The organism is Staphylococcus massiliensis, from assembly GCF_043186315.1.
GTDB classification, from domain to species: Bacteria; Bacillota; Bacilli; order Staphylococcales; family Staphylococcaceae; genus Staphylococcus; species Staphylococcus massiliensis.
In genome coordinates this window covers 1,015,124-1,038,681 of the sequence record NZ_CP171119.1, presented here as the reverse complement: position 1 = coordinate 1,038,681, position 23,558 = coordinate 1,015,124, and the positions used below count along the sequence as shown (strand labels likewise).

The 23,558-nt window shown below is 36.9% G+C and carries 35 protein-coding genes; 3 read left to right on the top strand and 32 right to left on the bottom strand.

Translation table 11 applies throughout. The annotated features are described in order from the left end of the window. Positions 1 to 239: 239 nt before the first annotated feature. From rplQ to ACF3N8_RS04750, 31 genes are all read right to left on the bottom strand, one after another. Entirely contained in the window at positions 240 to 608 is a 369-nt protein-coding gene (gene rplQ, locus ACF3N8_RS04900; protein WP_009382752.1) for a 50S ribosomal protein L17, read from the bottom strand. A 16-nt stretch (positions 609 to 624) separates the two neighbouring features. After that, entirely contained in the window at positions 625 to 1,569 is a 945-nt protein-coding gene (locus tag ACF3N8_RS04895) for a DNA-directed RNA polymerase subunit alpha (RefSeq protein ID WP_009382754.1), read from the bottom strand. Between the two features lie 75 nt (positions 1,570 to 1,644). Next, complete coding sequence (gene rpsK / locus ACF3N8_RS04890) at positions 1,645 to 2,034, bottom strand: 30S ribosomal protein S11 (RefSeq protein WP_009382756.1); 390 nt, start codon at positions 2,032 to 2,034, stop codon at positions 1,645 to 1,647. 23 nt (positions 2,035 to 2,057) lie between these two features. Then, the gene (gene rpsM, locus ACF3N8_RS04885) at positions 2,058 to 2,423 is read right to left on the bottom strand and encodes a 30S ribosomal protein S13 (protein ID WP_009382758.1); all 366 of its coding nucleotides are present in this window, start codon (positions 2,421 to 2,423) and stop codon (positions 2,058 to 2,060) included. A 22-nt stretch (positions 2,424 to 2,445) separates the two neighbouring features. After that, positions 2,446 to 2,559, bottom strand: coding sequence for a 50S ribosomal protein L36 (gene rpmJ, locus ACF3N8_RS04880; RefSeq protein WP_002482634.1), 114 nt, complete (start codon positions 2,557 to 2,559; stop codon positions 2,446 to 2,448). A gap of 31 nt (positions 2,560 to 2,590) precedes the next feature. After that, on the bottom strand, positions 2,591 to 2,809 hold the full coding sequence (infA, locus tag ACF3N8_RS04875) for a translation initiation factor IF-1 (protein WP_001118443.1): 219 nt from the start codon (positions 2,807 to 2,809) through the stop codon (positions 2,591 to 2,593). A gap of 217 nt (positions 2,810 to 3,026) precedes the next feature. Next, positions 3,027 to 3,677 carry an adenylate kinase gene (locus tag ACF3N8_RS04870; RefSeq protein WP_009382762.1) on the bottom strand — a complete coding sequence of 217 codons (651 nt, stop codon included), beginning with the start codon at positions 3,675 to 3,677 and terminating at the stop codon, positions 3,027 to 3,029. Positions 3,678 to 3,695: 18 nt separating this feature from the next. Then, positions 3,696 to 4,991, bottom strand: a complete 1,296-nt coding sequence (gene secY, locus ACF3N8_RS04865) for a preprotein translocase subunit SecY (protein WP_238101687.1) — start codon at positions 4,989 to 4,991, stop codon at positions 3,696 to 3,698. After that, positions 4,991 to 5,431 carry a 50S ribosomal protein L15 gene (rplO, locus tag ACF3N8_RS04860; protein ID WP_009382766.1) on the bottom strand — a complete coding sequence of 147 codons (441 nt, stop codon included), beginning with the start codon at positions 5,429 to 5,431 and terminating at the stop codon, positions 4,991 to 4,993. Before rplO ends, secY begins: the two co-directional genes overlap by 1 nt. 16 nt (positions 5,432 to 5,447) lie before the next feature. Next, positions 5,448 to 5,627, bottom strand: a complete 180-nt coding sequence (rpmD, locus tag ACF3N8_RS04855; protein ID WP_009382768.1) for a 50S ribosomal protein L30 — start codon at positions 5,625 to 5,627, stop codon at positions 5,448 to 5,450. Positions 5,628 to 5,643: 16 nt separating this feature from the next. Beyond that, positions 5,644 to 6,144, bottom strand: a complete 501-nt coding sequence (rpsE, locus tag ACF3N8_RS04850) for a 30S ribosomal protein S5 (protein WP_009382770.1) — start codon at positions 6,142 to 6,144, stop codon at positions 5,644 to 5,646. 20 nt (positions 6,145 to 6,164) lie between these two features. Continuing rightward, positions 6,165 to 6,527 carry a 50S ribosomal protein L18 gene (gene rplR, locus ACF3N8_RS04845; protein ID WP_009382772.1) on the bottom strand — a complete coding sequence of 121 codons (363 nt, stop codon included), beginning with the start codon at positions 6,525 to 6,527 and terminating at the stop codon, positions 6,165 to 6,167. Between the two features lie 31 nt (positions 6,528 to 6,558). Beyond that, positions 6,559 to 7,095 carry a 50S ribosomal protein L6 gene (gene rplF, locus ACF3N8_RS04840; protein ID WP_009382774.1) on the bottom strand — a complete coding sequence of 179 codons (537 nt, stop codon included), beginning with the start codon at positions 7,093 to 7,095 and terminating at the stop codon, positions 6,559 to 6,561. A gap of 28 nt (positions 7,096 to 7,123) precedes the next feature. Next, positions 7,124 to 7,522 (bottom strand): 30S ribosomal protein S8, encoded by a 399-nt coding sequence (gene rpsH, locus ACF3N8_RS04835; RefSeq protein WP_009382776.1) that lies wholly within the window; start codon positions 7,520 to 7,522, stop codon positions 7,124 to 7,126. A 32-nt stretch (positions 7,523 to 7,554) separates the two neighbouring features. Continuing rightward, the gene (locus ACF3N8_RS04830) at positions 7,555 to 7,740 is read right to left on the bottom strand and encodes a type Z 30S ribosomal protein S14 (protein WP_009382778.1); all 186 of its coding nucleotides are present in this window, start codon (positions 7,738 to 7,740) and stop codon (positions 7,555 to 7,557) included. 22 nt (positions 7,741 to 7,762) lie between these two features. Then, positions 7,763 to 8,302 carry a 50S ribosomal protein L5 gene (gene rplE, locus ACF3N8_RS04825; protein ID WP_017176754.1) on the bottom strand — a complete coding sequence of 180 codons (540 nt, stop codon included), beginning with the start codon at positions 8,300 to 8,302 and terminating at the stop codon, positions 7,763 to 7,765. A 22-nt stretch (positions 8,303 to 8,324) separates the two neighbouring features. Then, positions 8,325 to 8,645 (bottom strand): 50S ribosomal protein L24, encoded by a 321-nt coding sequence (gene rplX / locus ACF3N8_RS04820; protein ID WP_009382784.1) that lies wholly within the window; start codon positions 8,643 to 8,645, stop codon positions 8,325 to 8,327. 36 nt (positions 8,646 to 8,681) lie between these two features. After that, a complete protein-coding gene (rplN, locus tag ACF3N8_RS04815; RefSeq protein ID WP_009382786.1) occupies positions 8,682 to 9,050 on the bottom strand; it encodes a 50S ribosomal protein L14 in 369 nt (122 codons plus the stop codon). Positions 9,051 to 9,079: 29 nt separating this feature from the next. Further along, complete coding sequence (gene rpsQ / locus ACF3N8_RS04810) at positions 9,080 to 9,343, bottom strand: 30S ribosomal protein S17 (RefSeq protein WP_009382788.1); 264 nt, start codon at positions 9,341 to 9,343, stop codon at positions 9,080 to 9,082. A 25-nt stretch (positions 9,344 to 9,368) separates the two neighbouring features. Beyond that, positions 9,369 to 9,578: a 50S ribosomal protein L29 gene (gene rpmC / locus ACF3N8_RS04805; protein WP_009382790.1), complete on the bottom strand. Its 210-nt coding sequence runs from the start codon at positions 9,576 to 9,578 to the stop codon at positions 9,369 to 9,371. Beyond that, the gene (gene rplP / locus ACF3N8_RS04800) at positions 9,568 to 10,002 is read right to left on the bottom strand and encodes a 50S ribosomal protein L16 (RefSeq protein ID WP_009382791.1); all 435 of its coding nucleotides are present in this window, start codon (positions 10,000 to 10,002) and stop codon (positions 9,568 to 9,570) included. Before rplP ends, rpmC begins: the two co-directional genes overlap by 11 nt. Before the next feature lie 2 nt (positions 10,003 to 10,004). Then, positions 10,005 to 10,658 (bottom strand): 30S ribosomal protein S3, encoded by a 654-nt coding sequence (gene rpsC / locus ACF3N8_RS04795; protein WP_238101689.1) that lies wholly within the window; start codon positions 10,656 to 10,658, stop codon positions 10,005 to 10,007. 23 nt (positions 10,659 to 10,681) lie between these two features. Further along, the gene (rplV, locus tag ACF3N8_RS04790; RefSeq protein WP_009382794.1) at positions 10,682 to 11,035 is read right to left on the bottom strand and encodes a 50S ribosomal protein L22; all 354 of its coding nucleotides are present in this window, start codon (positions 11,033 to 11,035) and stop codon (positions 10,682 to 10,684) included. Positions 11,036 to 11,063: 28 nt separating this feature from the next. Then, the gene (rpsS, locus tag ACF3N8_RS04785; RefSeq protein WP_009382795.1) at positions 11,064 to 11,342 is read right to left on the bottom strand and encodes a 30S ribosomal protein S19; all 279 of its coding nucleotides are present in this window, start codon (positions 11,340 to 11,342) and stop codon (positions 11,064 to 11,066) included. Positions 11,343 to 11,406: 64 nt separating this feature from the next. Further along, positions 11,407 to 12,240, bottom strand: coding sequence for a 50S ribosomal protein L2 (gene rplB / locus ACF3N8_RS04780; protein ID WP_009382796.1), 834 nt, complete (start codon positions 12,238 to 12,240; stop codon positions 11,407 to 11,409). Between the two features lie 29 nt (positions 12,241 to 12,269). Continuing rightward, the gene (rplW, locus tag ACF3N8_RS04775; protein ID WP_001829755.1) at positions 12,270 to 12,545 is read right to left on the bottom strand and encodes a 50S ribosomal protein L23; all 276 of its coding nucleotides are present in this window, start codon (positions 12,543 to 12,545) and stop codon (positions 12,270 to 12,272) included. Beyond that, positions 12,545 to 13,168 carry a 50S ribosomal protein L4 gene (rplD, locus tag ACF3N8_RS04770; RefSeq protein WP_238094184.1) on the bottom strand — a complete coding sequence of 208 codons (624 nt, stop codon included), beginning with the start codon at positions 13,166 to 13,168 and terminating at the stop codon, positions 12,545 to 12,547. Before rplD ends, rplW begins: the two co-directional genes overlap by 1 nt. Before the next feature lie 26 nt (positions 13,169 to 13,194). Beyond that, positions 13,195 to 13,857, bottom strand: coding sequence for a 50S ribosomal protein L3 (gene rplC, locus ACF3N8_RS04765; protein WP_009382801.1), 663 nt, complete (start codon positions 13,855 to 13,857; stop codon positions 13,195 to 13,197). Positions 13,858 to 13,884: 27 nt separating this feature from the next. Then, positions 13,885 to 14,193, bottom strand: a complete 309-nt coding sequence (rpsJ, locus tag ACF3N8_RS04760) for a 30S ribosomal protein S10 (RefSeq protein WP_001118667.1) — start codon at positions 14,191 to 14,193, stop codon at positions 13,885 to 13,887. A gap of 385 nt (positions 14,194 to 14,578) precedes the next feature. After that, positions 14,579 to 15,913: an NCS2 family permease gene (locus ACF3N8_RS04755; protein WP_238101690.1), complete on the bottom strand. Its 1,335-nt coding sequence runs from the start codon at positions 15,911 to 15,913 to the stop codon at positions 14,579 to 14,581. Between the two features lie 80 nt (positions 15,914 to 15,993). Then, positions 15,994 to 18,129 carry a DNA topoisomerase III gene (locus ACF3N8_RS04750; protein WP_392450338.1) on the bottom strand — a complete coding sequence of 712 codons (2,136 nt, stop codon included), beginning with the start codon at positions 18,127 to 18,129 and terminating at the stop codon, positions 15,994 to 15,996. 139 nt (positions 18,130 to 18,268) lie between these two features. On the opposite strand from ACF3N8_RS04750, the gene ACF3N8_RS04745 reads away from it, so the two are divergent. From ACF3N8_RS04745 to mspA, 3 genes are all read left to right on the top strand, one after another. After that, positions 18,269 to 19,147, top strand: coding sequence for a GNAT family N-acetyltransferase (locus ACF3N8_RS04745; RefSeq protein ID WP_009382805.1), 879 nt, complete (start codon positions 18,269 to 18,271; stop codon positions 19,145 to 19,147). 84 nt (positions 19,148 to 19,231) lie between these two features. After that, on the top strand, positions 19,232 to 19,405 hold the full coding sequence (locus tag ACF3N8_RS04740; protein ID WP_009382807.1) for an SE1832 family protein: 174 nt from the start codon (positions 19,232 to 19,234) through the stop codon (positions 19,403 to 19,405). Positions 19,406 to 19,469: 64 nt separating this feature from the next. Beyond that, the gene (mspA, locus tag ACF3N8_RS04735; RefSeq protein ID WP_009382809.1) at positions 19,470 to 19,790 is read left to right on the top strand and encodes a membrane stabilizing protein MspA; all 321 of its coding nucleotides are present in this window, start codon (positions 19,470 to 19,472) and stop codon (positions 19,788 to 19,790) included. Positions 19,791 to 19,928: 138 nt separating this feature from the next. On the opposite strand, the gene ACF3N8_RS04730 is transcribed toward mspA, so the two are convergent. Next, a complete protein-coding gene (locus tag ACF3N8_RS04730) occupies positions 19,929 to 23,546 on the bottom strand; it encodes an efflux RND transporter permease subunit (RefSeq protein WP_017176756.1) in 3,618 nt (1,205 codons plus the stop codon). Between the last annotated feature and the right edge of the window lie 12 nt (positions 23,547 to 23,558).

Below are 23,558 nucleotides of genomic sequence, written 5' to 3'. Positions count from 1 at the left end.
CCGCGCAAGATTGATATTGAAGATGTACGAGCTACTTTAAGACAAATAAAATAGACGTGGGCACGCCAACGCGCCACGTCTCTGAACATAAAAAAGCGCGCACCCCATCACATGAGTTCACGCTTTAAATAGTTATTAAGTTAGATGGGGTACTCTGAGCTAGACAATATTTGTATGTGGCAAACATTATCGTTGCACTCATTTGCTTTATAATGTAGTAGTATGTGTATTTATGAGAATTAAACTAATTCGATGATTACTGATTCTGCACCGTCACCGCGACGTGGACCTACTTTAAGGATACGAGTGTAACCACCTTGACGGTCAGTGTAACGTTCAGCGATTTCGCCGAATAATTTTTGTAATACGCTTTGAGTTGATTCATCTTCGTTTAAGATTTCAACGTCACGTAAAGTTTTAGCTGCTTGACGACGTGAAGCTAAGTCACCTTTTTTACCTAAAGTGATTAATTTATCAACAACACCACGAAGTTCTTTCGCGCGTGCTTCAGTTGTTTCAATACGTTCGTTAACAATTAAAGAAGTTGCTAAGTCACGTAACATTGCTTTACGTTGATCTGAAGTACGACCTAATTTTCTGTAACCCATGAGTTAACCTCCTTTATCAATCTTCTTTTCTAAGACCTAAACCTAAGTCTTCTAATTTATATTTAACTTCTTCTAAAGATTTACGTCCTAAGTTACGGACTTTCCTCATGTCAGCTTCTGATTTATCCGCTAACTCTTGAACTGTATTAATACCAGCTCGTTTTAAGCAGTTATATGAACGTACTGATAAGTCTAATTCTTCAATAGACATTTCAAGTACTTTTTCTTTTTGATCTTCTTCTTTTTCAATCATGATTTCAGCATTTTGCACTTCGTCAGTTAATCCAACAAAGATGTTTAAATGCTCAGTCATAATTTTAGCTGCTAATGAAACTGACTCTTGTGGTGTAATAGAACCGTCAGTCCATACATCTAAAGTAAGCTTATCAAAATCACTGCTTTGTCCTACACGTGTGTTTTCAACTGTATAATTTACGCGTTCAACAGGTGAATAAAGTGAGTCGATTGGAATTACGCCAATTGGTAAATCACTTGTATTATTCTGATCTGCAAGTGCGTAACCTCTACCTTTATTAGCAACTAGACGAACCTTTAAGTGTCCACCTTTTGATACTGTTGCAAGTTTAATCTCAGGATTTAAGATTTCAACATCGCTGTCGTGCATAATATCGCTTGCAGTAACTTCGCCTTCTTCTTTTACATCGATTTCAAGTGTTTTTTCTTCCTCAGAATAAATCTTAAGCGCTAACTTTTTGATATTCATAATGATTGTTGATACATCTTCAACTACATTATCAATTGCTGAGAATTCGTGTAAAACACCCTCAATTTCAATGTATTTAACGGCCGCACCTGGTAATGAAGATAGTAGGATACGACGTAAGGAGTTTCCTAGTGTAGTACCGTAGCCACGTTCAAGTGGTTCAACAACGAACTTACCGAATTTAGCATCATCACTAACTTCAATTGTTTCAATTCTAGGTTTTTCAATTTCAATCATTTATTATTATCCTCCTTAAGTACGTCGACTTGAATTTATACTGTCTTTTCTGCAATTTGTGACAACAACAATATATTATACGCGACGACGTTTTGGTGGACGGCAACCATTGTGAGGTACTGGCGTAACGTCTTTAATCGCAGTTACTTCTAATCCTGCAGATTGTAACGCACGAATCGCTGATTCACGACCTGGACCAGGACCCTTTACAGTTACTTCTACAGATTTTAAACCATGTTCCATTGCTGTTTTAGATGCAGTTTCAGAAGCCATTTGAGCAGCAAATGGAGTTGATTTCTTAGAACCTTTGAAACCTAGTGCACCTGCAGATGACCATGATAATGCATTACCAAATTCATCTGTGATTGTTACGATTGTATTGTTGAATGTTGAACGGATGTGCGCAACACCGTTTTCAATATTCTTTTTCACTTTACGTTTACGTGATACTTGTTTACGTGCCATGAGTTATTTGCCTCCTTTACTTATTATTTTTTCTTGTTAGCTACAGTTTTAACTGGGCCTTTACGCGTACGCGCGTTGTTTTTAGTTTTTTGACCACGAACTGGTAAACCACGACGGTGACGGATACCACGGTAAGATGAGATTTCCATTAAACGTTTGATGTTTAAGTTGTTCTCACGACGTAAGTCACCTTCTACTTTATAACCGTCTACTACTTCACGGATACGTTGTAATTCGTCGTCAGTTAAATCTTTAGTTCTTGTTTCAACTGAAACGTCAGCTTCTTTAACGATTTGTTCAGCTAAAGATTTACCGATACCATAAATGTATGTTAATGAAATAACGATACGTTTGTCACGTGGGACATCAATTCCTGCAATACGTGCCATATTAATTTACACCTCTCTTTTATTAACCTTGTCTTTGTTTATGCTTAGGGTTACTACAAATTACCATTACTTTACCTTTACGTTTAATAACTTTACATTTTTCGCAAATAGGTTTTACTGATGGTCTTACTTTCATTTTTATACCTCCCTATATGTTGGAGTGACGATTATTTATAACGATAAGTGATGCGACCGCGTGTTAAATCGTACGGTGACATTTCCACTGTTACTTTGTCGCCAGGTAGAATACGGATATAATTCATACGAATTTTACCACTTACATGTGCTAAAATCTCATGACCATTTTCCAATTCTACTTTAAACATTGCATTCGGTAAAGTATCTAATACAGTACCTTCAAGTTCAATTACATCTTGTTTAGCCATTGATCATTTCCCCCTTTTATTCGGTAGTATGGATAACATTATCTAGTTATAAACGACCTATTGGTGCTATCTCGTGATCAATCATTCAAATTACATAGACAAACTACGGAAATCATCAATTATCGTTATTGCCTTTTGTCACTCAATTAATATTCGTTGTGCTTAATTAAAATAACATTGTCATTCATGATTCACTTAATCGATAGCGCTCAGTTGCTTATTTAAGTTCTTCTAAGATAGAAATAACATCTTCTGTTACTTCGTTAATATCTTTAGAACCATCAATATCTTTTACAAGGTTTTGCTCTTTGTAAAAGTCTAAAATCGGTTTAGTTTGTTTGATGTTAACTTCTAAACGATTTGCAACTGTTTCAGGGTTATCATCTTCACGTTGATAAAGTTTACCGCCATCATTATCACAGATACCTTCGACTTTTGGAGGATTGAATACAAGATGGTAAGTCTCACCACAAATCTCACAAATACGACGACCTGTAAGACGGTTCATTAATTCTTCTTCTTGAACCTTAATGTTGATGACAGCATCAAGCTCTCTATCAAGTTCTTTTAATATTTTACTTAATGCTTCTGCTTGTTCAATTGTACGAGGAAATCCATCTAATAAAAATCCCTTTTTCGCATCGTCTTCAGAAATACGATCTTTAACGATACCTACAGTAACTTCATCAGGAACAAGTTCACCGCGATCAATGTATGACTTAGCTTCTTTACCAAGCTCAGTCTCTTCTTTGATTGCTTTACGGAACATATCGCCTGTAGAAATGTGAGGGATAGGATACTTTTTAATAATTTCACTCGCTTGAGTTCCTTTACCTGCACCAGGTAACCCCATTAAAATGATATTCATAAATGCCCTCCTACTAAATTATCTTCTTCCAAAGCCTTTATATTCTTTTTGACCTACTTGAGCTTCTAAGCTCTTCATCGTTTCAATTGCAACACCAATTACGATAAGTAAACTTGTACCACCAAGCTGTAAAGATTGAGGTAAATTCATAAGTTTAGTACCTAAGATTGGTAGAATTGAAATCGCTGCTAAGAAGATAGAACCTACAAAAGTCAAACGATAAAGTACTTTAGTGATATATTTTTTAGTTTGCTCTCCTGGACGAATACCAGGTACATAACTGCCTTGTTTTTGAAGGTTTTCTGCCATTTTCTCTGGATTAACTTGTACGAAAGCATAGAAATATGTGAAAGCAATAATAAGAATCACATACACAATCATTCCGACATTATGAGATGGATCTGCATAATCTGAAATCTTTTGTGCCCATGCTGCATCTGGGAAGAACATCGTTAATGTTCTTGGTAACAAGAAGAATGCCATAGCGAAAATGACTGGAATAACCCCAGCAGAGTTTACTTTTAATGGTAAGTACGTTGCATTAGAACCAAGGCGTTGCTGACCAGTTTGTTTCTTTGCATATTGAATTGGTATTTTACGAATCGCTTGTAACACATAAATTGCACCGATTGTTAATAAAATCATACCAAGGATAAGTCCTAGGACTTTTAACCAAGCCATAGACGTATCATCCTGACCTACGAAGGCCTGTTGATAGAATTGAATTAACGATGCAGGTAGTGTAGATAAAATACCAGCAAAGATGATGATTGAGATACCATTACCAACACCATGTTGAGTAATTTGCTCACCTAACCACATTAAAAATGCAGTACCAGTCGTTAATACAATCGCAATGAGTAAATAACTCCAAATTGTATTATCTGTAATTAACTGACCTTTAAGGTAGTTATTGAACTGGAACGACATACCTATAGATTGTATAAATGCAAGTACGATTGCAAAGTAACGTGTTACGTTGTTAATTTTACGACGTCCTACGTCACCTTGTTCAGCCCATTCCTTAAACTTAGGAACGATATCCATTTGAAGTAACTGCATAACAATTGATGCTGTAATGTAAGGCATTATACCCATTGCAAAAATGGAAAAGTTCTTCAAGGCACCGCCACCGAATGTATTCATTAAATCAGTGACACCTTGAGAACCTTGTTTACTATCAAAGGCATCAGGGTTGACACCAGGTGCTGGAATATAAGTACCTAACTTAAAAATAACTAACATTGCGAGAGTAAAAAAGATCTTGTTACGAACTTCTTTAGTTTTAAAGAAGTTCACAAGCGTTCGAAACATTAGATCACCTCGTGAGCTCCGCCTTTCGCTTCGATAGCTTCTTTAGCTGAAGCTGAGAATTTATGAGCCTTTACTGTTAATTTTCTTTCTAATGAACCATTACCTAAAACTTTTACGCCTGATTTTTCATTTTTAACTACGCCTGTTTCGATTAATAATTCAGGTGTAACTTCAGTACCATCTTCAAACTTGTTAAGTTGGTCTAAGTTAACAATAGCATATTCTTTACTGTTAATGTTAGTAAAACCACGTTTAGGGATTCTACGGAATAATGGTAATTGACCACCTTCGAAACCTGGTCTTAATTTACCACCTGAACGTGCTTTTTGACCTTTTTGACCGCGGCCACTTGTTTTACCGTTACCTGTTGCAGCACCACGACCTACGCGGTTACGTACTTTACGTGATCCTTCAGCTGGTTTTAACTCATGTAATTTCATTTCGGCACCTCCTTAATTATTTTTCTTCAACTGATACTAAATGACTTACTTTGTTGATTTGCCCACGAATAGCTGGGTTATCTTCAACAACTACTGTTGAATTCGTCTTTTTTAATCCTAAAGCTTCAACTGTTTTGCGTTGAGTCTCAGGACGACCAATTACGCTACGAGTGAGGGTAATTTGTAATTTAGCCATAACTTATTTTCCCTCCTTAATTATATAGTTCTTCAACTGTTTTTCCACGTAATTTTGCTACGTCTTCAGCATTTTTAAGGTTCTGTAAACCGTTAATAGTAGCGCGAACCATATTAATAGGAGTATTAGAACCTAATGATTTACTTAGAATGTCAGTGATACCTGCTAATTCTAGTACGGCACGAACTGGTCCACCTGCAATAACACCTGTACCAGGCGCTGCTGGTTTCATTAAAACACTTCCTGAACCGAAACGTCCAGTGATAATGTGTGGAGTTGTACCTTCAACACGTGGAACTGTAACTAATTCTTTCTTAGCATCTTCTACTGCTTTTTTGATCGCTTCTGGTACCTCTTGTGCTTTACCAGTACCGAAACCTACACGACCATTTTTGTCACCCACAACTACAAGTGCAGTGAAACGGAAACTACGTCCACCTTTAACAACTTTTGCAACACGGTTAATCGTAACAACGCGTTCTTCGAATTCTTTGTTTTGTTCTTCTCTGCGAGCCATCTTAAGTGTCCCTCCTTTAATTAAAATTGTAATCCATTTTCGCGTGCAGCATTTGCTAATGCTTCAACACGTCCGTGGTATAAGTAACCACCACGATCGAATACGACTTCTGTAATATTCTTTTCAGTTGCTTTTTTAGCAACCATTTCGCCAACTTTAGAAGCTAATTCAACTTTAGTAGCTGATTCACTTGCTACGTCTTTGTCTTGTGTAGAAGCTTGAACTAAAGTAACGCCTTTAATGTCATCAATAATTTGTGCGTAGATGTGCTTGTTTGAACGGTATACGTTTAAACGTGGTTTTTCAGCTGTTCCGTTTAATTTAGAACGAACACGAGCATGTCTTTTTAAACGCACTTTATTCTTATCAATTTTGCTGATCATGTCCATACTCCTTTCTTTAGAAAGTTATTTATTATTTACCAGTTTTACCTTCTTTACGACGAACATATTCGCCTTGGTAACGGATACCTTTACCTTTGTAAGGTTCAGGTGGTCTGATATCACGGATACGAGATGCAGTAGCACCAACTTGTTCCTTAGACACACCAGCTACTTTAACTGTCGTGTTTTTCTCAACTTCGAAGCTAATACCGTCTTCAGCTTTAACTTCTACTGGGTGAGAGTAACCAACGTTTAATACAAGGTTAGTACCTTGCATTTGAGCACGGTAACCTACACCAACAAGTTCAAGTGTTTTTTCAAAACCTTTTGAAACACCTTGTACCATATTGTTAATTAACGCACGAGTTGTACCATGGTTAGTTCTATCTTTAATAGAATCTGATGGTCTTACAACTTCTAATGTGTTTTCTTCTTGTTTATAAGTCATTTCTGGACTAAGTTCTTTTGTTAATTCACCTTTAGGACCTTTAACAGTCACAACGTTTTTATCGATAGTTACTGTAACGTCACTTGGAATTTCAATAATTTTCTTACCGACACGGCTCATGAAATGGCACCTCCTTATTTTCTAATTATTACCAAATGTATGCGATTACTTCGCCACCAATGTTACGTTTTCTTGCTTCTTTATCAGTTAATACACCTTCAGAAGTAGAAACTAATGCAATACCTAAACCGTTAAGTACTTTTGGTACTTCGTCAGCTTTAGCATATACACGTAAACCTGGTTTTGAAATACGTTTTAAGCCTGTGATTACACGTTCATTGTTTTGACCATATTTAAGGAATAAACGAATTACACCTTGCTTATCGTCTTCAACAAATTCAACGTTTTTGATGAAACCTTCGTTTTTAAGGATTTCAGCGATTTCTTTTTTAATATTTGATGCAGGTAACTCTAATTTGTCATGGCGAACCATGTTAGCGTTTCTCACGCGAGTTAACATATCTGCGATTGGATCTGACATTGTCATAATTTGTTGCCTCCTTTCAAACCTTTAATATATTACCAGCTTGCTTTACGTACGCCAGGAATTTGCCCTTTATAAGCTAATTCACGGAAACAAATACGGCAAAGCTTGAATTTACGATATACAGAGTGTGGACGTCCGCAACGTTCACAACGCGTATACTCACGAACTTGGAACTTTTGTTTACGTTGTTGCTTAGCAACCATTGATTTTTTAGCCACTTAATTAGCCTCCTTTTAGAGATTATTTTTGAAATGGCATACCGAATTGTGTTAACAATTCACGAGCTTCCTCGTCAGTGTTAGCAGTTGTTACGATAACGATATCCATTCCGCGTACTTTACTTACTTTATCGTAGTCAATTTCAGGGAAAATTAATTGTTCTTTGATACCTAATGTGTAGTTACCGCGACCGTCGAATGCTTTCTTAGAAACACCTTGGAAGTCACGTACACGTGGTAATGATGCTGAGATTAATTTATCGAAGAATTCATACATTCTTTCGCCGCGAAGTGTTACTTTTGCACCGATTGGCATACCTTCACGTAAACGGAATGTCGCAACTGATTTCTTCGCTTTTGTAACTAAAGGTTTTTGACCAGTGATTGCTTCTAACTCTTCAACAGCGATATCTAACGCTTTAGAGTTTTGAACTGCATCACCAACACCCATGTTTACAACGATTTTTTCAATTTTTGGTACTTGCATTACAGAACTGTAATCAAACGTTTTAACTAAGTTCTGAGTAATTTCAGAGTTGAATTTTTCTTTTAAACGGTTCAAAGTGGATCCTCCTTTCAGCTAATTATTTATTATTAGATTTGATTTCTTCGCCTGATTTTTTAGCGATACGAACTTTTTTACCATCAACAAATTTATAACCAACACGTGTAGGTTCATTTGTTTTAGGGTCTAATAATTGTACGTTAGAAACATGAATTGCTGCTTCTGTTTCTAAGATTCCACCTTCTGGATTTAATTGAGTTGGTTTTTGGTGTTTTTTGATAACGTTAACACCTTCCACAACGACACGGTCATTTTTAGGTTCAGTTGCTACGACTTTACCTGATTTACCTTTGTCTTTACCTGCGATAACTTTTACGTTGTCACCTTTTTTGATATGCATGTGGGCACCTCCTTAAAATGTAAATGTTTATTTAAATTATAGTACTTCTGGTGCTAATGAGATAATCTTCATGTAGTTACCTTCACGTAACTCACGCGCAACTGGTCCAAAGATACGAGTACCACGTGGACCTTTGTCATCACGAATGATTACACATGCATTTTCATCAAATTTAATATAAGATCCGTCTTTACGACGTACGCCTGATTTCGTACGAACAACAACAGCTTTAACAACTTCGCCTTTTTTAACAACGCCACCTGGTGTTGCATTTTTAACTGAACATACAATTACGTCGCCGATGTTAGCTGTTTTACGACCAGATCCACCTAGTACTTTAATAGTAAGTACTTCACGTGCACCAGAGTTGTCTGCTACTTTTAAACGTGTTTCTTGTTGGATCATAAGTTAAACCTCCCTTATCTTTTAAGTGATTAAATAATTACTGATTCTTCAACAATTTCTACTAAACGAAAACGTTTTGTTGCAGATAAAGGACGAGTTTCTTGAATCTTAACGATATCGCCTAATTTAGCTGAATTGTTTTCATCATGTGTTTTGTATTTTTTAGAGTATTTTACGCGTTTACCATATAACTTATGAGTCTTGTATGTTTCAACTAAAACAGTAACAGTTTTGTCCATTTTATCTGAAACTACTCTACCGATATATACTTTACGATCGTTTCTTTCAGTCACTTTAGTAACCTCCTCTTTCAATTAATTATTGATTGGCCTTACTTTCATTAAGTTCTCTTTCACGAGCGACAGTTTTTAGACGTGCGATAGTTTTCTTAACTGTACGTATACGTGCAGTTTCCTCTAATTGACCTGTAGCTAACTGAAAGCGTAGGTTAAAAAGTTCTTCTTTGGAAGATTTGATTTGTTCTTCGATTTCTGAAGTGGTTAAGTCTCTAATTTCCTTAGCTTTCATTTGTTTCACCACCCAATTCTTCACGTTTTACAAACTTCGTTTTAACTGGAAGTTTGTGACTTGCTAAACGTAATGCTTCACGAGCTACTTCTTCATCTACACCGGCAACTTCAAATAAGATTCTGCCTGGTTTTACTACTGCAATCCAACCTTCTACTGAACCTTTACCAGCACCCATACGTACTTCTAAAGGTTTTTGAGTGTAAGGTGTATGAGGGAAAATTTTGATCCATACTTTCCCGCCACGTTTCATGTAACGCGTCATTGCAATACGAGCTGATTCGATTTGACGAGATGTGATCCATGATGTTGTTGTTGATTGTAAACCATACTCACCAAATGCTACATAGTTACCGCCTTTTGAACGACCAGTAGTGTCCGGACGATGTTGACGACGATATTTAACACGTTTTGGTAATAACATTATTATTTTCCTCCTTCACTAGTAGTCTTAGTAGGAAGAACTTCTCCACGATAAATCCATACTTTGATACCTAACTTACCGTAAGTTGTATCTGCTTCAGCATGTGCATAATCGATGTCAGCACGAAGTGTATGAAGTGGAACAGTTCCTTCTGAATAACGTTCAGCACGAGCGATGTCAGCTCCGCCTAAACGACCTGATACTTGAGTTTTAACACCTTTAGCGCCTAACTTCATTGCTCTACCGATTGCTTGTTTTTGAACACGACGGAATGAAGCACGGTTTTCTAATTGGCGTGCGATGTTTTTAGCAACTAAGCGCGCGTTTAAATCAACTTTTTTGATTTCAACAACGTTGATGTGAACACGTTTGTTAGTTAATGAATTTAATTTGTTACGTAATTTTTCGATTTCTGAACCGCCTTTACCGATCACCATACCTGGCTTACCAGTGTGAATAGCGATGTTAATACGGTTAGCAGCACGTTCGATTTCAACATGAGATACTGCTGCGTCTTTTAATGCGTTATCAATGAATTTACGGATTTTTAAATCTTCGTGTAAGTGTACTGAGAAGTCTTTTTCTGCATACCATTTAGCTTCCCAATCACGGATAACTCCGACACGAAGTCCGATAGGATTAATTTTTTGACCCACTGTATTCCCTCCTTAAATATTTATTAAGCTTCTTTAGCTTCTTCGTTACCATCACTTACTACTAAAGTAATGTGACTAGTACGTTTATTGATTGCGCTTGCGCTACCTTGAGCACGTGGGCGGAAACGTTTTAATGTTGGTCCTTCGTTAGCATAAGCTTCTTTAACAACTAATTCATCAGTATTCATACCATAGTTGTGTTCAGCGTTAGCTAAAGCGGACATTAATAATTTTTCTACTACAGGTGATGACGCTTTGTTAGTTAATTTTAAAATAGCCATCGCTTCGCCTGCTTTTTTACCTCTGATTAGGTCTAATACTAATCGAACTTTACGAGGTGCGATTCTTATTGTTCTAGCAACCGCTTTTGCTTCCATTTGAATTTCCTCCTCTTCTGATTAGAAATTATCTTCTAGTTTTTTTGTCGTCAGCTGCATGTCCTTTGAATGTACGAGTTGGAGCGAATTCACCTAATTTGTGACCAACCATATCCTCAGTTACATAAACAGGTACATGTTTACGTCCATCATACACAGCGAATGTGTGCCCAATAAAGTTAGGGAAAATAGTTGAACGACGTGACCATGTTTTGATTACTTGTTTCTTTTCATTACCTTCTTGCGCTTCTACTTTGTTCATTAAATGCGCATCGACGAAAGGTCCCTTTTTAATACTACGAGCCATTGTGGCGCCTCCCTTCTTATTTGGTGCGTGCAGCCGCTAAGCCGCACACATTAATAAGTTTTTATTATTTACGTTTACGTCTACGTACGATAAGTTTATCTGATGATTTCTTACCACGACGAGTTTTCTTACCAAGAGTTGGTTTACCCCATGGTGACATTGGTGATGGAAGACCGATTGGAGCTCTACCTTCACCACCACCGTGTGGGTGATCGTTAGGGTTCATTACAGAACCACGAACTGTAGGACGTTTACCTAACCATCTAGAACGGCCGGCTTTACCAACGTTAACAAGTTCATGTTGAATGTTACCAACTTGACCGATTGTAGCACGGCAAGCTGAAAGAATCATACGTACTTCACCAGAACGAAGTCTTACTAATACGTATTTACCTTCTTTACCAAGTACTTGTGCGCTTGCACCTGCTGAACGTGCTAATTGTCCACCTTTACCTGGTTTTAATTCGATATTGTGGATTACTGTACCTACTGGGATGTTAGAAAGTGGTAATGCGTTACCTACTTTGATATCTGCTTCAGTACCGTTTTGGATTTCTTGTCCTACTTCTAAGTTTTTAGGCGCGATGATATAACGTTTCTCACCATCTGCGTATACTAATAATGCAATATTAGCTGAACGGTTTGGATCGTATTGAATTGATTCAACTTTTGCAGTGATTCCGTCTTTGTTACGTTTGAAGTCGATCACACGATATTTACGTTTGTGACCGCCGCCGTGATGGCGTACTGTTAATTTACCTTGGTTGTTACGTCCCGCTCTTTTCGGTAGCGGTTGTAATAATGACTTTTCAGGCTTTGTAGAAGTAATTTCAGCAAAGTCTAATGTAGTCATATTACGACGACCATTAGTTATTGGCTTATATTTTTTAAGAGCCATTGTCGCTTACCTCCTTATTGGTATATTTATTAGTTAAATAGATCGATTGATCCTTCTTTTAATTTCACGATTGCTTTACGTCTTTTGTTTGTATAGCCTTGGTAACGGCCCATACGTTTTTTCTTAGGTTTATAGTTGATGATGTTTACGCTATCAACTTTTACATCGAAGATTTCTTCAACAGCGATTTTAACTTGTGTCTTGTTAGCACGAGTATCAACATCAAATGTGTATTTATCCTCTGCCATTGCTTCTGATGATTTCTCAGTAATTACGGGGCGCTTAAGAACGTCTCTTGCTTCCATTATCCGAGCACCTCCTCAACTTTTTTCGCAGCTGATTCAGTGATTAAAACACTGTCAGCACTTGTGATATCTAATACGTTTAAACCTTCTGGAGTTGTGATTTGAACGCCTTGGATGTTACGTGCTGATAATTCAACGTTTACATCTTCTGCTTCTGTAACAACTAATACTTTCTTGTTTAAGTCTAAGTTAGTTAAAGTTGTTTTGAATTCTTTTGTTTTAGGTGCTTCTAAGTTAAAGCCATCAACAATTTTGAATTCATTTTCTTGTACTTTGAAAGATAATGCAGAACGTAATGCTAAACGACGCATTTTCTTAGGCATTTTGTACGCATAGCTTCTTGGTGTTGGACCGAATACGATACCACCACCACGCCATTGTGGCGCACGGATTGTACCTTGACGTGCACGTCCTGTACCTTTTTGTCTCCATGGTTTCTTTCCGCCACCACGTACTGCAGAACGGTTTTTAACTGAGTGCGTACCTTGGCGTAAAGAAGCGCGTTGTAAGTTAATTGCTTCGAAAAGCACACTTTCGTTTGGTTCAATTGCAAATACTGCATCGTTTAATTCAACAGAACCTGCTTTAGAACCATCTACTTTTAATACATCATAATTTGCCATTATGTTTTCCTCCTTTCGCCTCGTAATTATTGATTACCTTTTTTGATTGAAGTTTTGATTTCTACTAAACCTTTTTTAGGTCCTGGTACGTTACCTTTAACAAGGATAACTTTATTTTCAGCGTCTACTGATACAACTTCTAAGTTTTGAACAGTTACTGTATTACCACCCATACGGCCTGGTAATTTTTGTCCTTTGAATACTTTAGCTGGGTCAGCTGCCATACCTACAGAACCTGGTGATCTATGGAAATGAGAACCGTGAGCCATTGGTCCACGACCTTGGTTATGACGCTTGATTGCACCTTGGAAACCTTTACCTTTAGAAACGCCTGTTACATCAATAACGTCTCCTGCTTCAAATGTATCTACTGAGACTTCTTGACCTACTTCGTATTCATCAACGTTAATGTTTCTGAATTCACGAATGAAGCGCTTAGGTGCTGATTCAGCTTTTTTAGCGTGACCTTCAGCTGGTTTATTCGCATATTTATTAGATTTGCTATCTTTTTTGTATGCTTGTTTGTCTTCAAAACCGATTTGGATTGCATTGTATCCGTCGATTTCTTCAGTTTTCTTTTGTAATACTACGTTCTCTTTTGCTTCTACTACTGTTACAGGGATTAAGTCACCGTTTTCTCCGAAAACTTGTGTCATCCCGATTTTTCTTCCTAAGATTCCTTTGGTCATCGAAAGTCCACCTCCTAAAATTCTTTATTATAATTTGATTTCGATGTCTACACCAGATGGTAAGTTTAAGCCCATAAGAGCATCAACTGTTTTTGGTGTTGGGTTAACAATATCGATTAAACGTTTATGAGTACGTTGTTCGAATTGTTCACGTGAATCTTTGTACTTATGAACCGCACGAATGATTGTGTAAACTGATTTTTCAGTTGGTAATGGGATTGGACCAGAAACATCTGCTCCTGAACGTTTTGCTGTTTCAACAATCTTTTCTGCTGATTGATCGATTACACGGTGATCATAAGCTTTTAATCTGATACGGATTTTTTGTTTTGCCATAATTTTCCCTCCTTATTCGTCTACTATTTAAGTGATAGACTTCTCCACGAAAACTATCTTACACAACGCCATGGCAAAGCGGCCGGGTGTGTCAGTAACCTTTCGCTTCATCGCTAATTAAAGTCCAACATTAGACATGTTACATGAATTCATTGCATTATGCAAGTGGTTCATCAAACTTTTATATCTTGTCTAACACATACCACATCATTGTACTTTAAATTAAATTAGAGTTCAACCTTAACTAGTGATTTTTTCTACTTTTTGATGATTTTTAATACACTTGTAACACGCATAAACTTTACACATTAATTATATACACGTTGAAAGTATAAAAAAACAGGTCGAGGGTAATTTTTCCCTCAACCTGTTTCTTCTATTAGAATTAACCATGTACAAAGACAAAGTATAAGATAAATAGAAGCATTAAAACATACATAATAGGATGAATCTCTTTATGTCTTTTAGTTATTAACATTGTAATCGGATAGAAAATAAAGCCACACGCAATACCTGTAGCAATTGAGTATGATAATGGCATCATAATAATCGTTACAAATGCCGGTACTGCAATTTCAAATTTTCTCCAATTGATTTCTGATAAGTTACCTGCCATTAGTACACCTACTACAACAAGCGCTGGCGCTGTAACAGCACTTGTAACAATACTCATTAGTGGACTGAAGAATAAAGCAAGTAAGAAACATAACCCTGTTATCACACTCGCAAAACCTGTACGCGCACCTACTGCAACACCTGAAGTTGATTCGATGTAAGACGTTGTTGTTGTCGTACCTATAATAGAACCAATAATTGTAGCAATTGAATCTGAGAATAATGCACGACCTGCACGAGGTAACTTATTATCTTTCATAATATTTGCTTGTGTTGCGACCGCTACGATCGTACCTGCAGTATCGAAGAAGTCGATAAATAAGAACGTTAAGATGACAACTAAGAACTTAATAGAAAATAATTGACTTGGATCGCCAAATGTTTCAAATGCAGCACCGAAAGTAGGCTCAATACTCGGAATTTTACCGACAATACCTGAAGGTGCTTCAATAAGTCCTGTTAATAACCCTAAAATAGCGGTAGCACTCATACCAAGGAATATCGCACCTGGTATTTTACGTGCATATAACACAACGGTAATTGTGATACCAAAGATTGCTAGTAGAACTTGGCCACTCGTTAAATGCCCTAGTGTTACTAATGTAGCATCTTGTTTAACGATAATGCCTGCACCTTGTAAACCTACGAAAGTGATAAATAAACCTATCCCGGCGGTTACCGCCATTTTCATTTCAAAAGGAATCGCATTTATAATGGTCTCCCTTAAGCCAGTGACGGTGAGTATCGCGAATATAATACCGGAACAAAGAACGCCTGTTAAACCCGTTTGCCATGGGATACCCATTGTAAGTACAACTGTAAAAGCGAAGAATGCATTGAGTCCCATACCAGGCGCTAAAGCGATAGGATAATTCGCAAATAACCCCATAAACATACAGCCGATAAATGCCGCTAAAGCTGTCGCTACGAATATCGCGCCTTGATCCATTCTCATACTATCTGGAATGTCTTTAATACCTGCTAAACTTAAAACCTGTGGATTGACTGCTAATATGTACGCCATCGAAAGGAAAGTGGTTAACCCACCTAAAATCTCACGTTTGAAGTTCGTACCATGCTCATCAAAGTGGAAGTATCGTTTCAAAATTAACGCTCCTTTTTATTAAAATACCTAGTTATTCTATAACCAAATGAGACGTTTGGCAATAACCGTAATTAAATTTCTTATAAATCTAATCCCTTAAGCGCATCTTTAAACGGGTTATTCTCAAGCTTTTCTTCCTTCATATACTTACGCATATCTTTCTTTTGAACCTTATCCTTACCTTTACGTTTCAGACGTTGATTCATCTTCTCTTGCGTTTCACTAAATCCACATACACATCGATAAGTAGCGCTCGATCCCTTACCAAATCGCGTTAACTTCTTCTTACAATTTGGACATCTCGCATTTGTCTTTTGCTGAACGTTCTTCTTCGTCTTACAAGAAGGGTCTTGGCACACAAGAGCTTGTCCGTTCTTCGTCTTAATCTTAATCATAAACTTACCACAAGTCGGACATTCAGTTGTCGTTAAATTATCATGCTTGTACGTTGCATCACTTTGCTTAATCTCACTCACAATTTGCTTCGTAAACGACGTCATTTCTTTCATAAAGACATCTTTTTTCAGCTTGCCCTTTTCAATCTGTACAAGTTTATCTTCCCAAGTTGCAGTGAGTACCGGAGACGTTAATTGATGCGGAGCTAAATCTAATATTTGTCTACCCTTTTGCGTAACATAAATGCGGCCGCTTCGATCCTCTATCGCATGCATATTGAACAACTTATCAATAATATCCGCACGCGTCGCAACCGTTCCAATACCGCCCGTTTCCTTCAACACTTTCGCATGACTCTTATCCTTCAAGTCAAAGAACTTCTGAGGATTTTCCATCGCTTTAAGCAGCGTTCCTTCATTAAAGTATGGTGGCGGCGTTGTTTCATGTTGTTGAATCTGTAACGTATCAATTTTAAACGTATCGCCCTCTTTAATGCCCCCCTTTGAAAAGCCCTTTCCTAAATTTTCGTTGTGAATAGCCTTGAATCCTAATTCAACAGGAATTTGATCTTTAAATTTAAACGTCTCTTGACCAACTTTCAACGTCATTTCAGTTTCTTCATATATATACGGTTTTAAAAGCACTTCAAGAAAACGTGTCGCAATGAGCATATAAACTTTAGTTTCACGTGGTGATAATACGTTCATATCAGGTCTAATTTCTGTAGGTACAATGGCATGGTGATCGGAAACCTTGTTATCGTTGATACATTTAAAGTCTCCATTAAAATCAGTACGCGCACGTTGTTTAGCAATATCTTTTAACTCTGTCGCATATAAAGCCTCTACACGTTCTTTAAGCGCGTCCTTCATATCACGCGTAAGATAATTGGAATCCGTTCTCGGATACGTCACAAGCTTATGACGTTCATATAGCGTTTGAAGTGTGTTCAACGTTTCTTTAGCACCCATTTTATATCTTGCATAAGCCGCTTGTTGTAAATCCGTTAAACTAAATAACGCTTGAGGATATGTTTTCTTTTGTTTCTGAGTCACGCGTTCTATCGTACCTGTTTGACCTTTTAAACCTTCAACAAGTGACTCAAGTTTCGTTTTATCAAAGCAGCGTTTCTGCATGTCATATTCAAAGGTTTGATGATTAACCTGAGTTGAGAGTGTATAGTAATGACGCTTTTCAAAATGTTTGATTTCATCTTGGCGCATCTTTACTAACTGAATGGTTGGTGTTTGAACACGTCCTAAAGATAGTTGCGCACCAAACTTAGTAGTTAACGCTCTTGTCGCATTTATGCCTACGATCCAGTCTGCTTCACTTCTTGCAAGGGCGGAAGCATATAGTGATTGATATTGACGTCCATCTTTGAGCTGTTTAAATCCTTGTTTAATCGCTTTAGGTGTAACAGAACTTACCCAAAAGCGTTTAATAGGCTTCTTAACGCCTGCTTTGTCAATAATCAAACGCGCGACTAACTCACCTTCACGACCAGCGTCAGTCGCTATAATAATTTCTTTAACATCTTTACGATGCATCAAATTCTTAATCGTATAAAATTGCTTCTTAGATTTCGGAATTAAAATCGACTTCATGTATTTAGGCAATATAGGTAGATCATTTAACGCCCATTTCTGATAGCGCTTATCATAGTGCTCAGGGTCAGCGTTCGTTACTAAGTGTCCAAACGCCCATGTAATAATGTACTGTTGGTTCTCGATATAACCACCCTTCTCTTGACGCGCGTTTAATGCCTTAGCGATATCTTTACCTACAGAGGGCTTTTCCGCGAGAATTAAAGATTTCATATGGCACTCCTCCTTATAAATGATTGCTTTACGAAATTTTATAACTTTCATATTGTAACACGTTATCTAGGACTGATGCTTTCATTTCCCTAGAAAAATACTTATAATGTAGTAAATGAGACTTGTTAAGGGGGCAATTATGACGATTACTCAAGTTACAGATATTGATCAAGTTGTTGACTTTATCCATCGTGAAAAGGTAGCGCATCAATCTTATACAAATAAACTCCCAGAAGATAAAGAAAGTTTAAAAACATTTATCCAAGTATTATCTAAAGAAATCGATTTGTACGCCCATACATCAGAAGGCGATATTCAAATGATGATGGTGTTAATACCTTATCGAGAAGACCATTTCAAAGTGATTGGTCCGATATTAAAGGATGGTTATACATTAGACCAAGATACATTTAAAGGGCTTTTCAAAGAGATGACCGCGCAATTTAGTAATGAAACGGTGTATTACTTTGCTTATGAAAAGGAAAATCAATGGATTAAGCTACTCATGAAAGGTATCGGCGCATCTTATGTGTTTACGGATTATTATTTATATGCGAATAAGGATGTTGATGCCTCAGACAACCAGCATTTGATTGTTGACTATAAAAAGGCTTATTATAAACATTTTAATCAATTGCACAAGAAAACGTTCTCACCAGATGATATGACGACGGATGAGATATTGGCGTCATTAGATGAACATCATAAGTTATATATGTACATGTCAGAAGGTTTGGTAAAAGGTTACCTCTATCTTGTAATAGATGAAGAGACGCACAATGCGCAGATTAAATATTTCTCGTCTCACTCTGATTATCGTTTAAAAGGTATCGCATTTGATTTAATACGCCACGCGATTCATGTATCGCTAAATGAGTACGATATTCAGCATGTATATTTTAAAATTCGCAGTAAGAATTATCGACTTGTAGAACGCTTTAATGAACTTGGTTTTTATATTGATAAGGCATTTAAGAAGTTTAAACTCATGTCGAGTGACCTTGAAGACGAGCTTTAACATAGCTCTTCGGTTAATGTTACAATTAATTTGTGCGATTTGAATATGATTGATCGTTGAAAATGAAAACAAGGTGGTTTCAAAATGGATTTACATTCACAAATGGAAGAACTTAAAATGGATTATGTACGTTTACAGAATGACCTTGAGAAAAGAGAATCTGTAAATCAAGATATCGATCCGCTTGTACGTCAACTTGAAGCTTTAGAACAAGAAATTGCGGATGTACGTTCAAAAATACGTCAAAAAGAAAGCTAAAATGAACTATGAAGTTTGAATGTCACGTGCTAACATGAGAAGAGATTAGAAAGGACGTCATATCATGCAGTTATATCTTATTATTTTGCCGTTGTTGTATCTCATTGTTAGTTATCTAACGATATTTAGAATGAATAAAAAGATTACTGATATATTACGCATTATCATGAGCATCTTGTTACTCATTACTGTCGTATTGACTTTAATCCAATTTAGCATGAGTGCACTATGGATTGGACTTGTGCTCTTATTACTCATTGGTAATGTAGAAATTACAGCATTTAAAAATCATAAAGGCGACCGTAAAGGTGTAACCATTCTTAATCTCATGACAATAATGGCTACGGTTATATATATTTTATTAGTGATATTCGCCTTAAGATAAGTATTAATTGACCATCGAACGTATCGAGTTCGGTGGTCTTTTTATGTGTCATGTTCGCTAAGTAGTGTTAGGTCTATGATAGTTTTATATATGAAAAACCCCAGTGCCACGTCGGACACTGGGGTTTCTTATTTGCACCTATTTTTTCTTGCCTCTATCTGAACGTTTGTTGATGTTACCGTTCTCATCATAAACAGGACGTTTAGGTTTCTTAGGACGACGCTTACGTTGAGAACGTTTCTTGAACTCTGTAGGCGTTGACTCATGATTATCCACGATTGGATTATCTGTCTTAGGTTCCGCCTTCTTAGGTTCATTGTCAGGAACATCATCACGTTTTACAGATTTATGGTTCGGTGTAAATCGATCTTTATTGAAGTATTTTGTCTTAGGTTTCTTAGCTGTCGGTTCATCTTTAGGTGTTTCTTTAGGCGCTTCATCTTGTTTAGTTCTAGGTTGTTCTGAACGTGTATCTTTATCAGATTTACGGTTCTTATAATTGTCTTTCCAATTATTAAGTTTATCCGTAAATGATGATTTCGTACGATTACCGTTTGAAGCTTGACGATAGTTGTTTGAATCATCGTGGTTGTGTGTATCGTATGAACCACTAGTTGCTACTTTAGGACCTTGTTTCATGTACTTATTCTTTAATGAGAATAGTAATTCATAAATAACTGGTACTACTACAAGTGTTAGTAATGTAGATGATAATAAACCACCGATTACTGTAATTGCTAAACTTTTAGAGATAAGTACTGAACCATCTCCACCAAATAACATTGGTAGTAAAGCACCAATCGTAGCAATTGCTGTCATTAAGATTGGTCGAATACGTGTACCTGCTGCTTCGATAATCGCATCTCTACGATTTAAGCCTTCACGCTCTTTATTAATGATTCTATCTACCAATACGATGGCGTTAGTAACAACGATACCGATTAACATGAGTAAACCAATCATACTTGTTACGGATAACGTTTCGCCTGAGATTAATAAGCCGAATACCACACCAATTATTGTGAATGGTAATGAGAATAAAATTGTGAATGGCGCTAATGCACCTTTGAACGTGAGTACTAATACAAGGTAAACGATAATAATTGCTGCTGCCATAGCGACAAATAATTGTGAAAAGGCATCGCTAATATCTTCGTTTGTACCACCTAGTGAGATATCTACATTTTTAGGTGTTTCAATCTCATCAACTTTCTTCTTAGCAGCACCCGTTACACCACCAACGTCTTTCTCAGTAATTTCTGCTGAAATCGTGCTTGCGTAATCACCGTCATTTTTAACAATCTTACTTGGTGTCTGAGCTTTTTCAAGTTCAGAGATTTGAGATAGTGTAACATCTTTTCCTGTAGGTGAAGGTATTGATGTCTGGTTAAGTTTTTCTTCAGACCAATCTGTGTCTTTAGATTTCTTAATCTTTACGTCAATCTTATTACCGCCATCATCGACTTTAGCAACTTTTTGTTCCGGAATATTTTCATTCATTTGCATTGCAATAGAATTAGCTGATAATCCGAACTGAGCTGCTTTTTCTTGGTCGACTTTAACTTTGTATTGATCGTATGTTTCAGATAAATCTGATTTAACGTTTGCTAAGCCTTCAACATCTTTAACTTTCTTTTCAACTTTATCTACGGTGTCTTTGATTGCATCCCTTGAAGGACCACTTACTTGAACTTCTAATGATTTAGTTGAATTACCGTCACCCATGTCTTGGTTTTTCCAAGTACCATTATGATCAAATTTTTCAATTTCGTCTAAGACTCTTTGAGCCTCATTTTCGAAATCAGGTGTTTTCTTATCATAATCAACTAATAAAGCTGTATTATTTGTTTGACCAGTTGGGTCGTTAGGTGATGGTGCACCAACTGAGTACTGAACGTTTTCTACATGTTTCTTATCGTTCAAGAATTTCTGAGCTTCTTCTGCATTTTTAAGTACTTTTTCTTCAGGTTCACCTGGTTTAGGTTTATAAGATAATGTTAGGACTTTATTATCACCTGCAGATAAGTAACTTGTACCAATTGCGAAGACACCGATGACTGCACTTAGTAAGAGTAATCCTAAACTGATTAGTAATACGCGTTTCTTGTTGTTTAAACATTTTTTCAAGAAGTCTTGATATTTTCTACCAAGGTTTCCAAGTGTCTTTTCATTGCGGTCACGTTTCGCAAGTCCATTCTTGAAGAATGATGAACCTAACGCAGGCACTACCGTTAATGACACAAGTAATGATGCTAATAAACTGAATGCAATCGCAAGTGCGAATGGTTTGAACATTTCACCTACTTGACCAGAAACGAAGATTAAAGGTAAGAATACGACAACTGTAACGATTGTAGATGACATGATTGGTATAAACACTTCTTTAGTAGCATCTACAATGAGGTTATCGCCCTTCATTCGCTCTGTAGGTGAGGACAATCGCCTGTATATGTTTTCGATAACAACAATGGAGTCATCGATAACACGTCCGATTGCTATCGTTAAGGCACCGAGTGTCAGGATGTTGAGTGATACATCGCATAACTTCAATGCAACTAATGCAATCAGGATTGATAACGGAATCGATACAACTGATATTGCTGTTGTACTAATATTTCTTAAGAAGAATAAGATAACAACAATCGCTACGATAGAACCAAGAATTGCTTTTTCAATCATCGTTGTAAGTGAGTCTTGAATTGGTTTTGCTGTATCTCGAACGATTGTAGAGTTTAACTCTGGATGTTTATCTTCAATTTTCTTAATTTCATCTTTAACTTTATTTGCAACTTTAACTGTGTTCGCATCTTCTGATTTTGTGATTTGTACGTTTACCGCATCTTTACCATTTGTCTTAGAAATGGAATCACGTTCATCACCGATGTTAACTTCAGCTAATTCACTTAATGAAACTTTTTGGGCACTTGCTTCACCGCTACCGCCTGATGGGGCTTGGCCGCCTCCAGCGCCGCCTTCACCAGCAGTTGCTGTAGATGGCATTTGCTTAGCCATCGCGACTGGAATTTCTAAGTTTTCAATCTCAGATGGATCGTCAAAACTACCATCCACTATGATTGATTTTTCTTTATCATCAAATTGATATAATCCAAGAGGTGCTTTAGAACTAATTGATTTAATGTAATTACCAACTTGATTTTCATTTAAGCCTACTTCATTTAACTTATCTTTATCAAATTCTAATGTAACTTGCTTAGAAGTTTGACCATCGACTTGTGCTTTTTGAACACCGTCGACTGTTTCTAATTTAGGAACTAACTCTTCTTCGATTGTTTTAGAAACTTTCTTGAGGTCGCCTTCTTTGTTCGTAAAGGAGTGTACTAATACTGGGAGTGAATTCATGTTGAAGCGTGTTATTTCTGGCTCTTCCACACCTTCTCTAAAACTTAACTTCTCTACTTCTTTCTTGAGTTTAGATTCAACATTGTCTAAATCTACGCCTTTTTTGTATTCAACTGTTATGACCGAGGCGTTTTCTAAGGACTCTGACTTTACACTTTTGACATCCGACATGCCTTTTATCGCGTCATCCATCTTATCGCTGACTTCTTCACTAACTGTGTCAGGTGTGGCACCTGGCATTTTAGTTTGAACCGTTAATACAGGTGGTTCTGTATCTGGAAGCATTTCCATTCTAAGCTTTAAACTTGAGTAAACACCGCCCAATAAGATTAATAATGCCATGAGTATTAAAGCGAATTTATTGGAAAGTGAGAACCTTATCATTTTTCGGACCATTAAATTTCCTCC

Excerpts from the sequence above, each read along its gene's own strand:
- rplQ (WP_009382752.1), bottom strand. The coding sequence starts at position 608 with ATGGGTTACAGAAAATTAGGTCGTACTTCAGATCAACGTAAAGCAATG.
- ACF3N8_RS04895 (WP_009382754.1), bottom strand. The coding sequence starts at position 1,569 with ATGATTGAAATTGAAAAACCTAGAATTGAAACAATTGAAGTTAGTGAT.
- rpsK (WP_009382756.1), bottom strand. The coding sequence starts at position 2,034 with ATGGCACGTAAACAAGTATCACGTAAACGTAAAGTGAAAAAGAATATT.
- rpsM (WP_009382758.1), bottom strand. The coding sequence starts at position 2,423 with ATGGCACGTATTGCAGGAATTGATGTCCCACGTGACAAACGTATCGTT.
- rpmJ (WP_002482634.1), bottom strand. The coding sequence starts at position 2,559 with ATGAAAGTAAGACCATCAGTAAAACCTATTTGCGAAAAATGTAAAGTT.
- infA (WP_001118443.1), bottom strand. The coding sequence starts at position 2,809 with ATGGCTAAACAAGATGTAATTGAACTTGAAGGTACTGTATTAGATACT.
- ACF3N8_RS04870 (WP_009382762.1), bottom strand. The coding sequence starts at position 3,677 with ATGAATATCATTTTAATGGGGTTACCTGGTGCAGGTAAAGGAACTCAA.
- secY (WP_238101687.1), bottom strand. The coding sequence starts at position 4,991 with ATGTTTCGAACGCTTGTGAACTTCTTTAAAACTAAAGAAGTTCGTAAC.
- rplO (WP_009382766.1), bottom strand. The coding sequence starts at position 5,431 with ATGAAATTACATGAGTTAAAACCAGCTGAAGGATCACGTAAAGTACGT.
- rpmD (WP_009382768.1), bottom strand. The coding sequence starts at position 5,627 with ATGGCTAAATTACAAATTACCCTCACTCGTAGCGTAATTGGTCGTCCT.
- rpsE (WP_009382770.1), bottom strand. The coding sequence starts at position 6,144 with ATGGCTCGCAGAGAAGAACAAAACAAAGAATTCGAAGAACGCGTTGTT.
- rplR (WP_009382772.1), bottom strand. The coding sequence starts at position 6,527 with ATGATCAGCAAAATTGATAAGAATAAAGTGCGTTTAAAAAGACATGCT.
- rplF (WP_009382774.1), bottom strand. The coding sequence starts at position 7,095 with ATGAGCCGTGTCGGTAAGAAAATTATTGAAATTCCAAGTGACGTTACA.
- rpsH (WP_009382776.1), bottom strand. The coding sequence starts at position 7,522 with ATGACAATGTCAGATCCAATCGCAGATATGTTAACTCGCGTGAGAAAC.
- rplX (WP_009382784.1), bottom strand. The coding sequence starts at position 8,645 with ATGCATATCAAAAAAGGTGACAACGTAAAAGTTATCGCAGGTAAAGAC.
- rplN (WP_009382786.1), bottom strand. The coding sequence starts at position 9,050 with ATGATCCAACAAGAAACACGTTTAAAAGTAGCAGACAACTCTGGTGCA.
- rpmC (WP_009382790.1), bottom strand. The coding sequence starts at position 9,578 with ATGAAAGCTAAGGAAATTAGAGACTTAACCACTTCAGAAATCGAAGAA.
- rplP (WP_009382791.1), bottom strand. The coding sequence starts at position 10,002 with ATGTTATTACCAAAACGTGTTAAATATCGTCGTCAACATCGTCCGGAC.
- rplV (WP_009382794.1), bottom strand. The coding sequence starts at position 11,035 with ATGGAAGCAAAAGCGGTTGCTAGAACAATAAGAATCGCACCTCGTAAA.
- rpsS (WP_009382795.1), bottom strand. The coding sequence starts at position 11,342 with ATGGCTCGTAGTATTAAAAAGGGACCTTTCGTCGATGCGCATTTAATG.
- rplB (WP_009382796.1), bottom strand. The coding sequence starts at position 12,240 with ATGGCTCTTAAAAAATATAAGCCAATAACTAATGGTCGTCGTAATATG.
- rplW (WP_001829755.1), bottom strand. The coding sequence starts at position 12,545 with ATGGAAGCAAGAGACGTTCTTAAGCGCCCCGTAATTACTGAGAAATCA.
- rplD (WP_238094184.1), bottom strand. The coding sequence starts at position 13,168 with ATGGCAAATTATGATGTATTAAAAGTAGATGGTTCTAAAGCAGGTTCT.
- rplC (WP_009382801.1), bottom strand. The coding sequence starts at position 13,857 with ATGACCAAAGGAATCTTAGGAAGAAAAATCGGGATGACACAAGTTTTC.
- rpsJ (WP_001118667.1), bottom strand. The coding sequence starts at position 14,193 with ATGGCAAAACAAAAAATCCGTATCAGATTAAAAGCTTATGATCACCGT.
- ACF3N8_RS04750 (WP_392450338.1), bottom strand. The coding sequence starts at position 18,129 with ATGAAATCTTTAATTCTCGCGGAAAAGCCCTCTGTAGGTAAAGATATC.
- ACF3N8_RS04745 (WP_009382805.1), top strand. The coding sequence starts at position 18,269 with ATGACGATTACTCAAGTTACAGATATTGATCAAGTTGTTGACTTTATC.
- ACF3N8_RS04740 (WP_009382807.1), top strand. The coding sequence starts at position 19,232 with ATGGATTTACATTCACAAATGGAAGAACTTAAAATGGATTATGTACGT.
- mspA (WP_009382809.1), top strand. The coding sequence starts at position 19,470 with ATGCAGTTATATCTTATTATTTTGCCGTTGTTGTATCTCATTGTTAGT.
- ACF3N8_RS04730 (WP_017176756.1), bottom strand. The coding sequence starts at position 23,546 with ATGGTCCGAAAAATGATAAGGTTCTCACTTTCCAATAAATTCGCTTTA.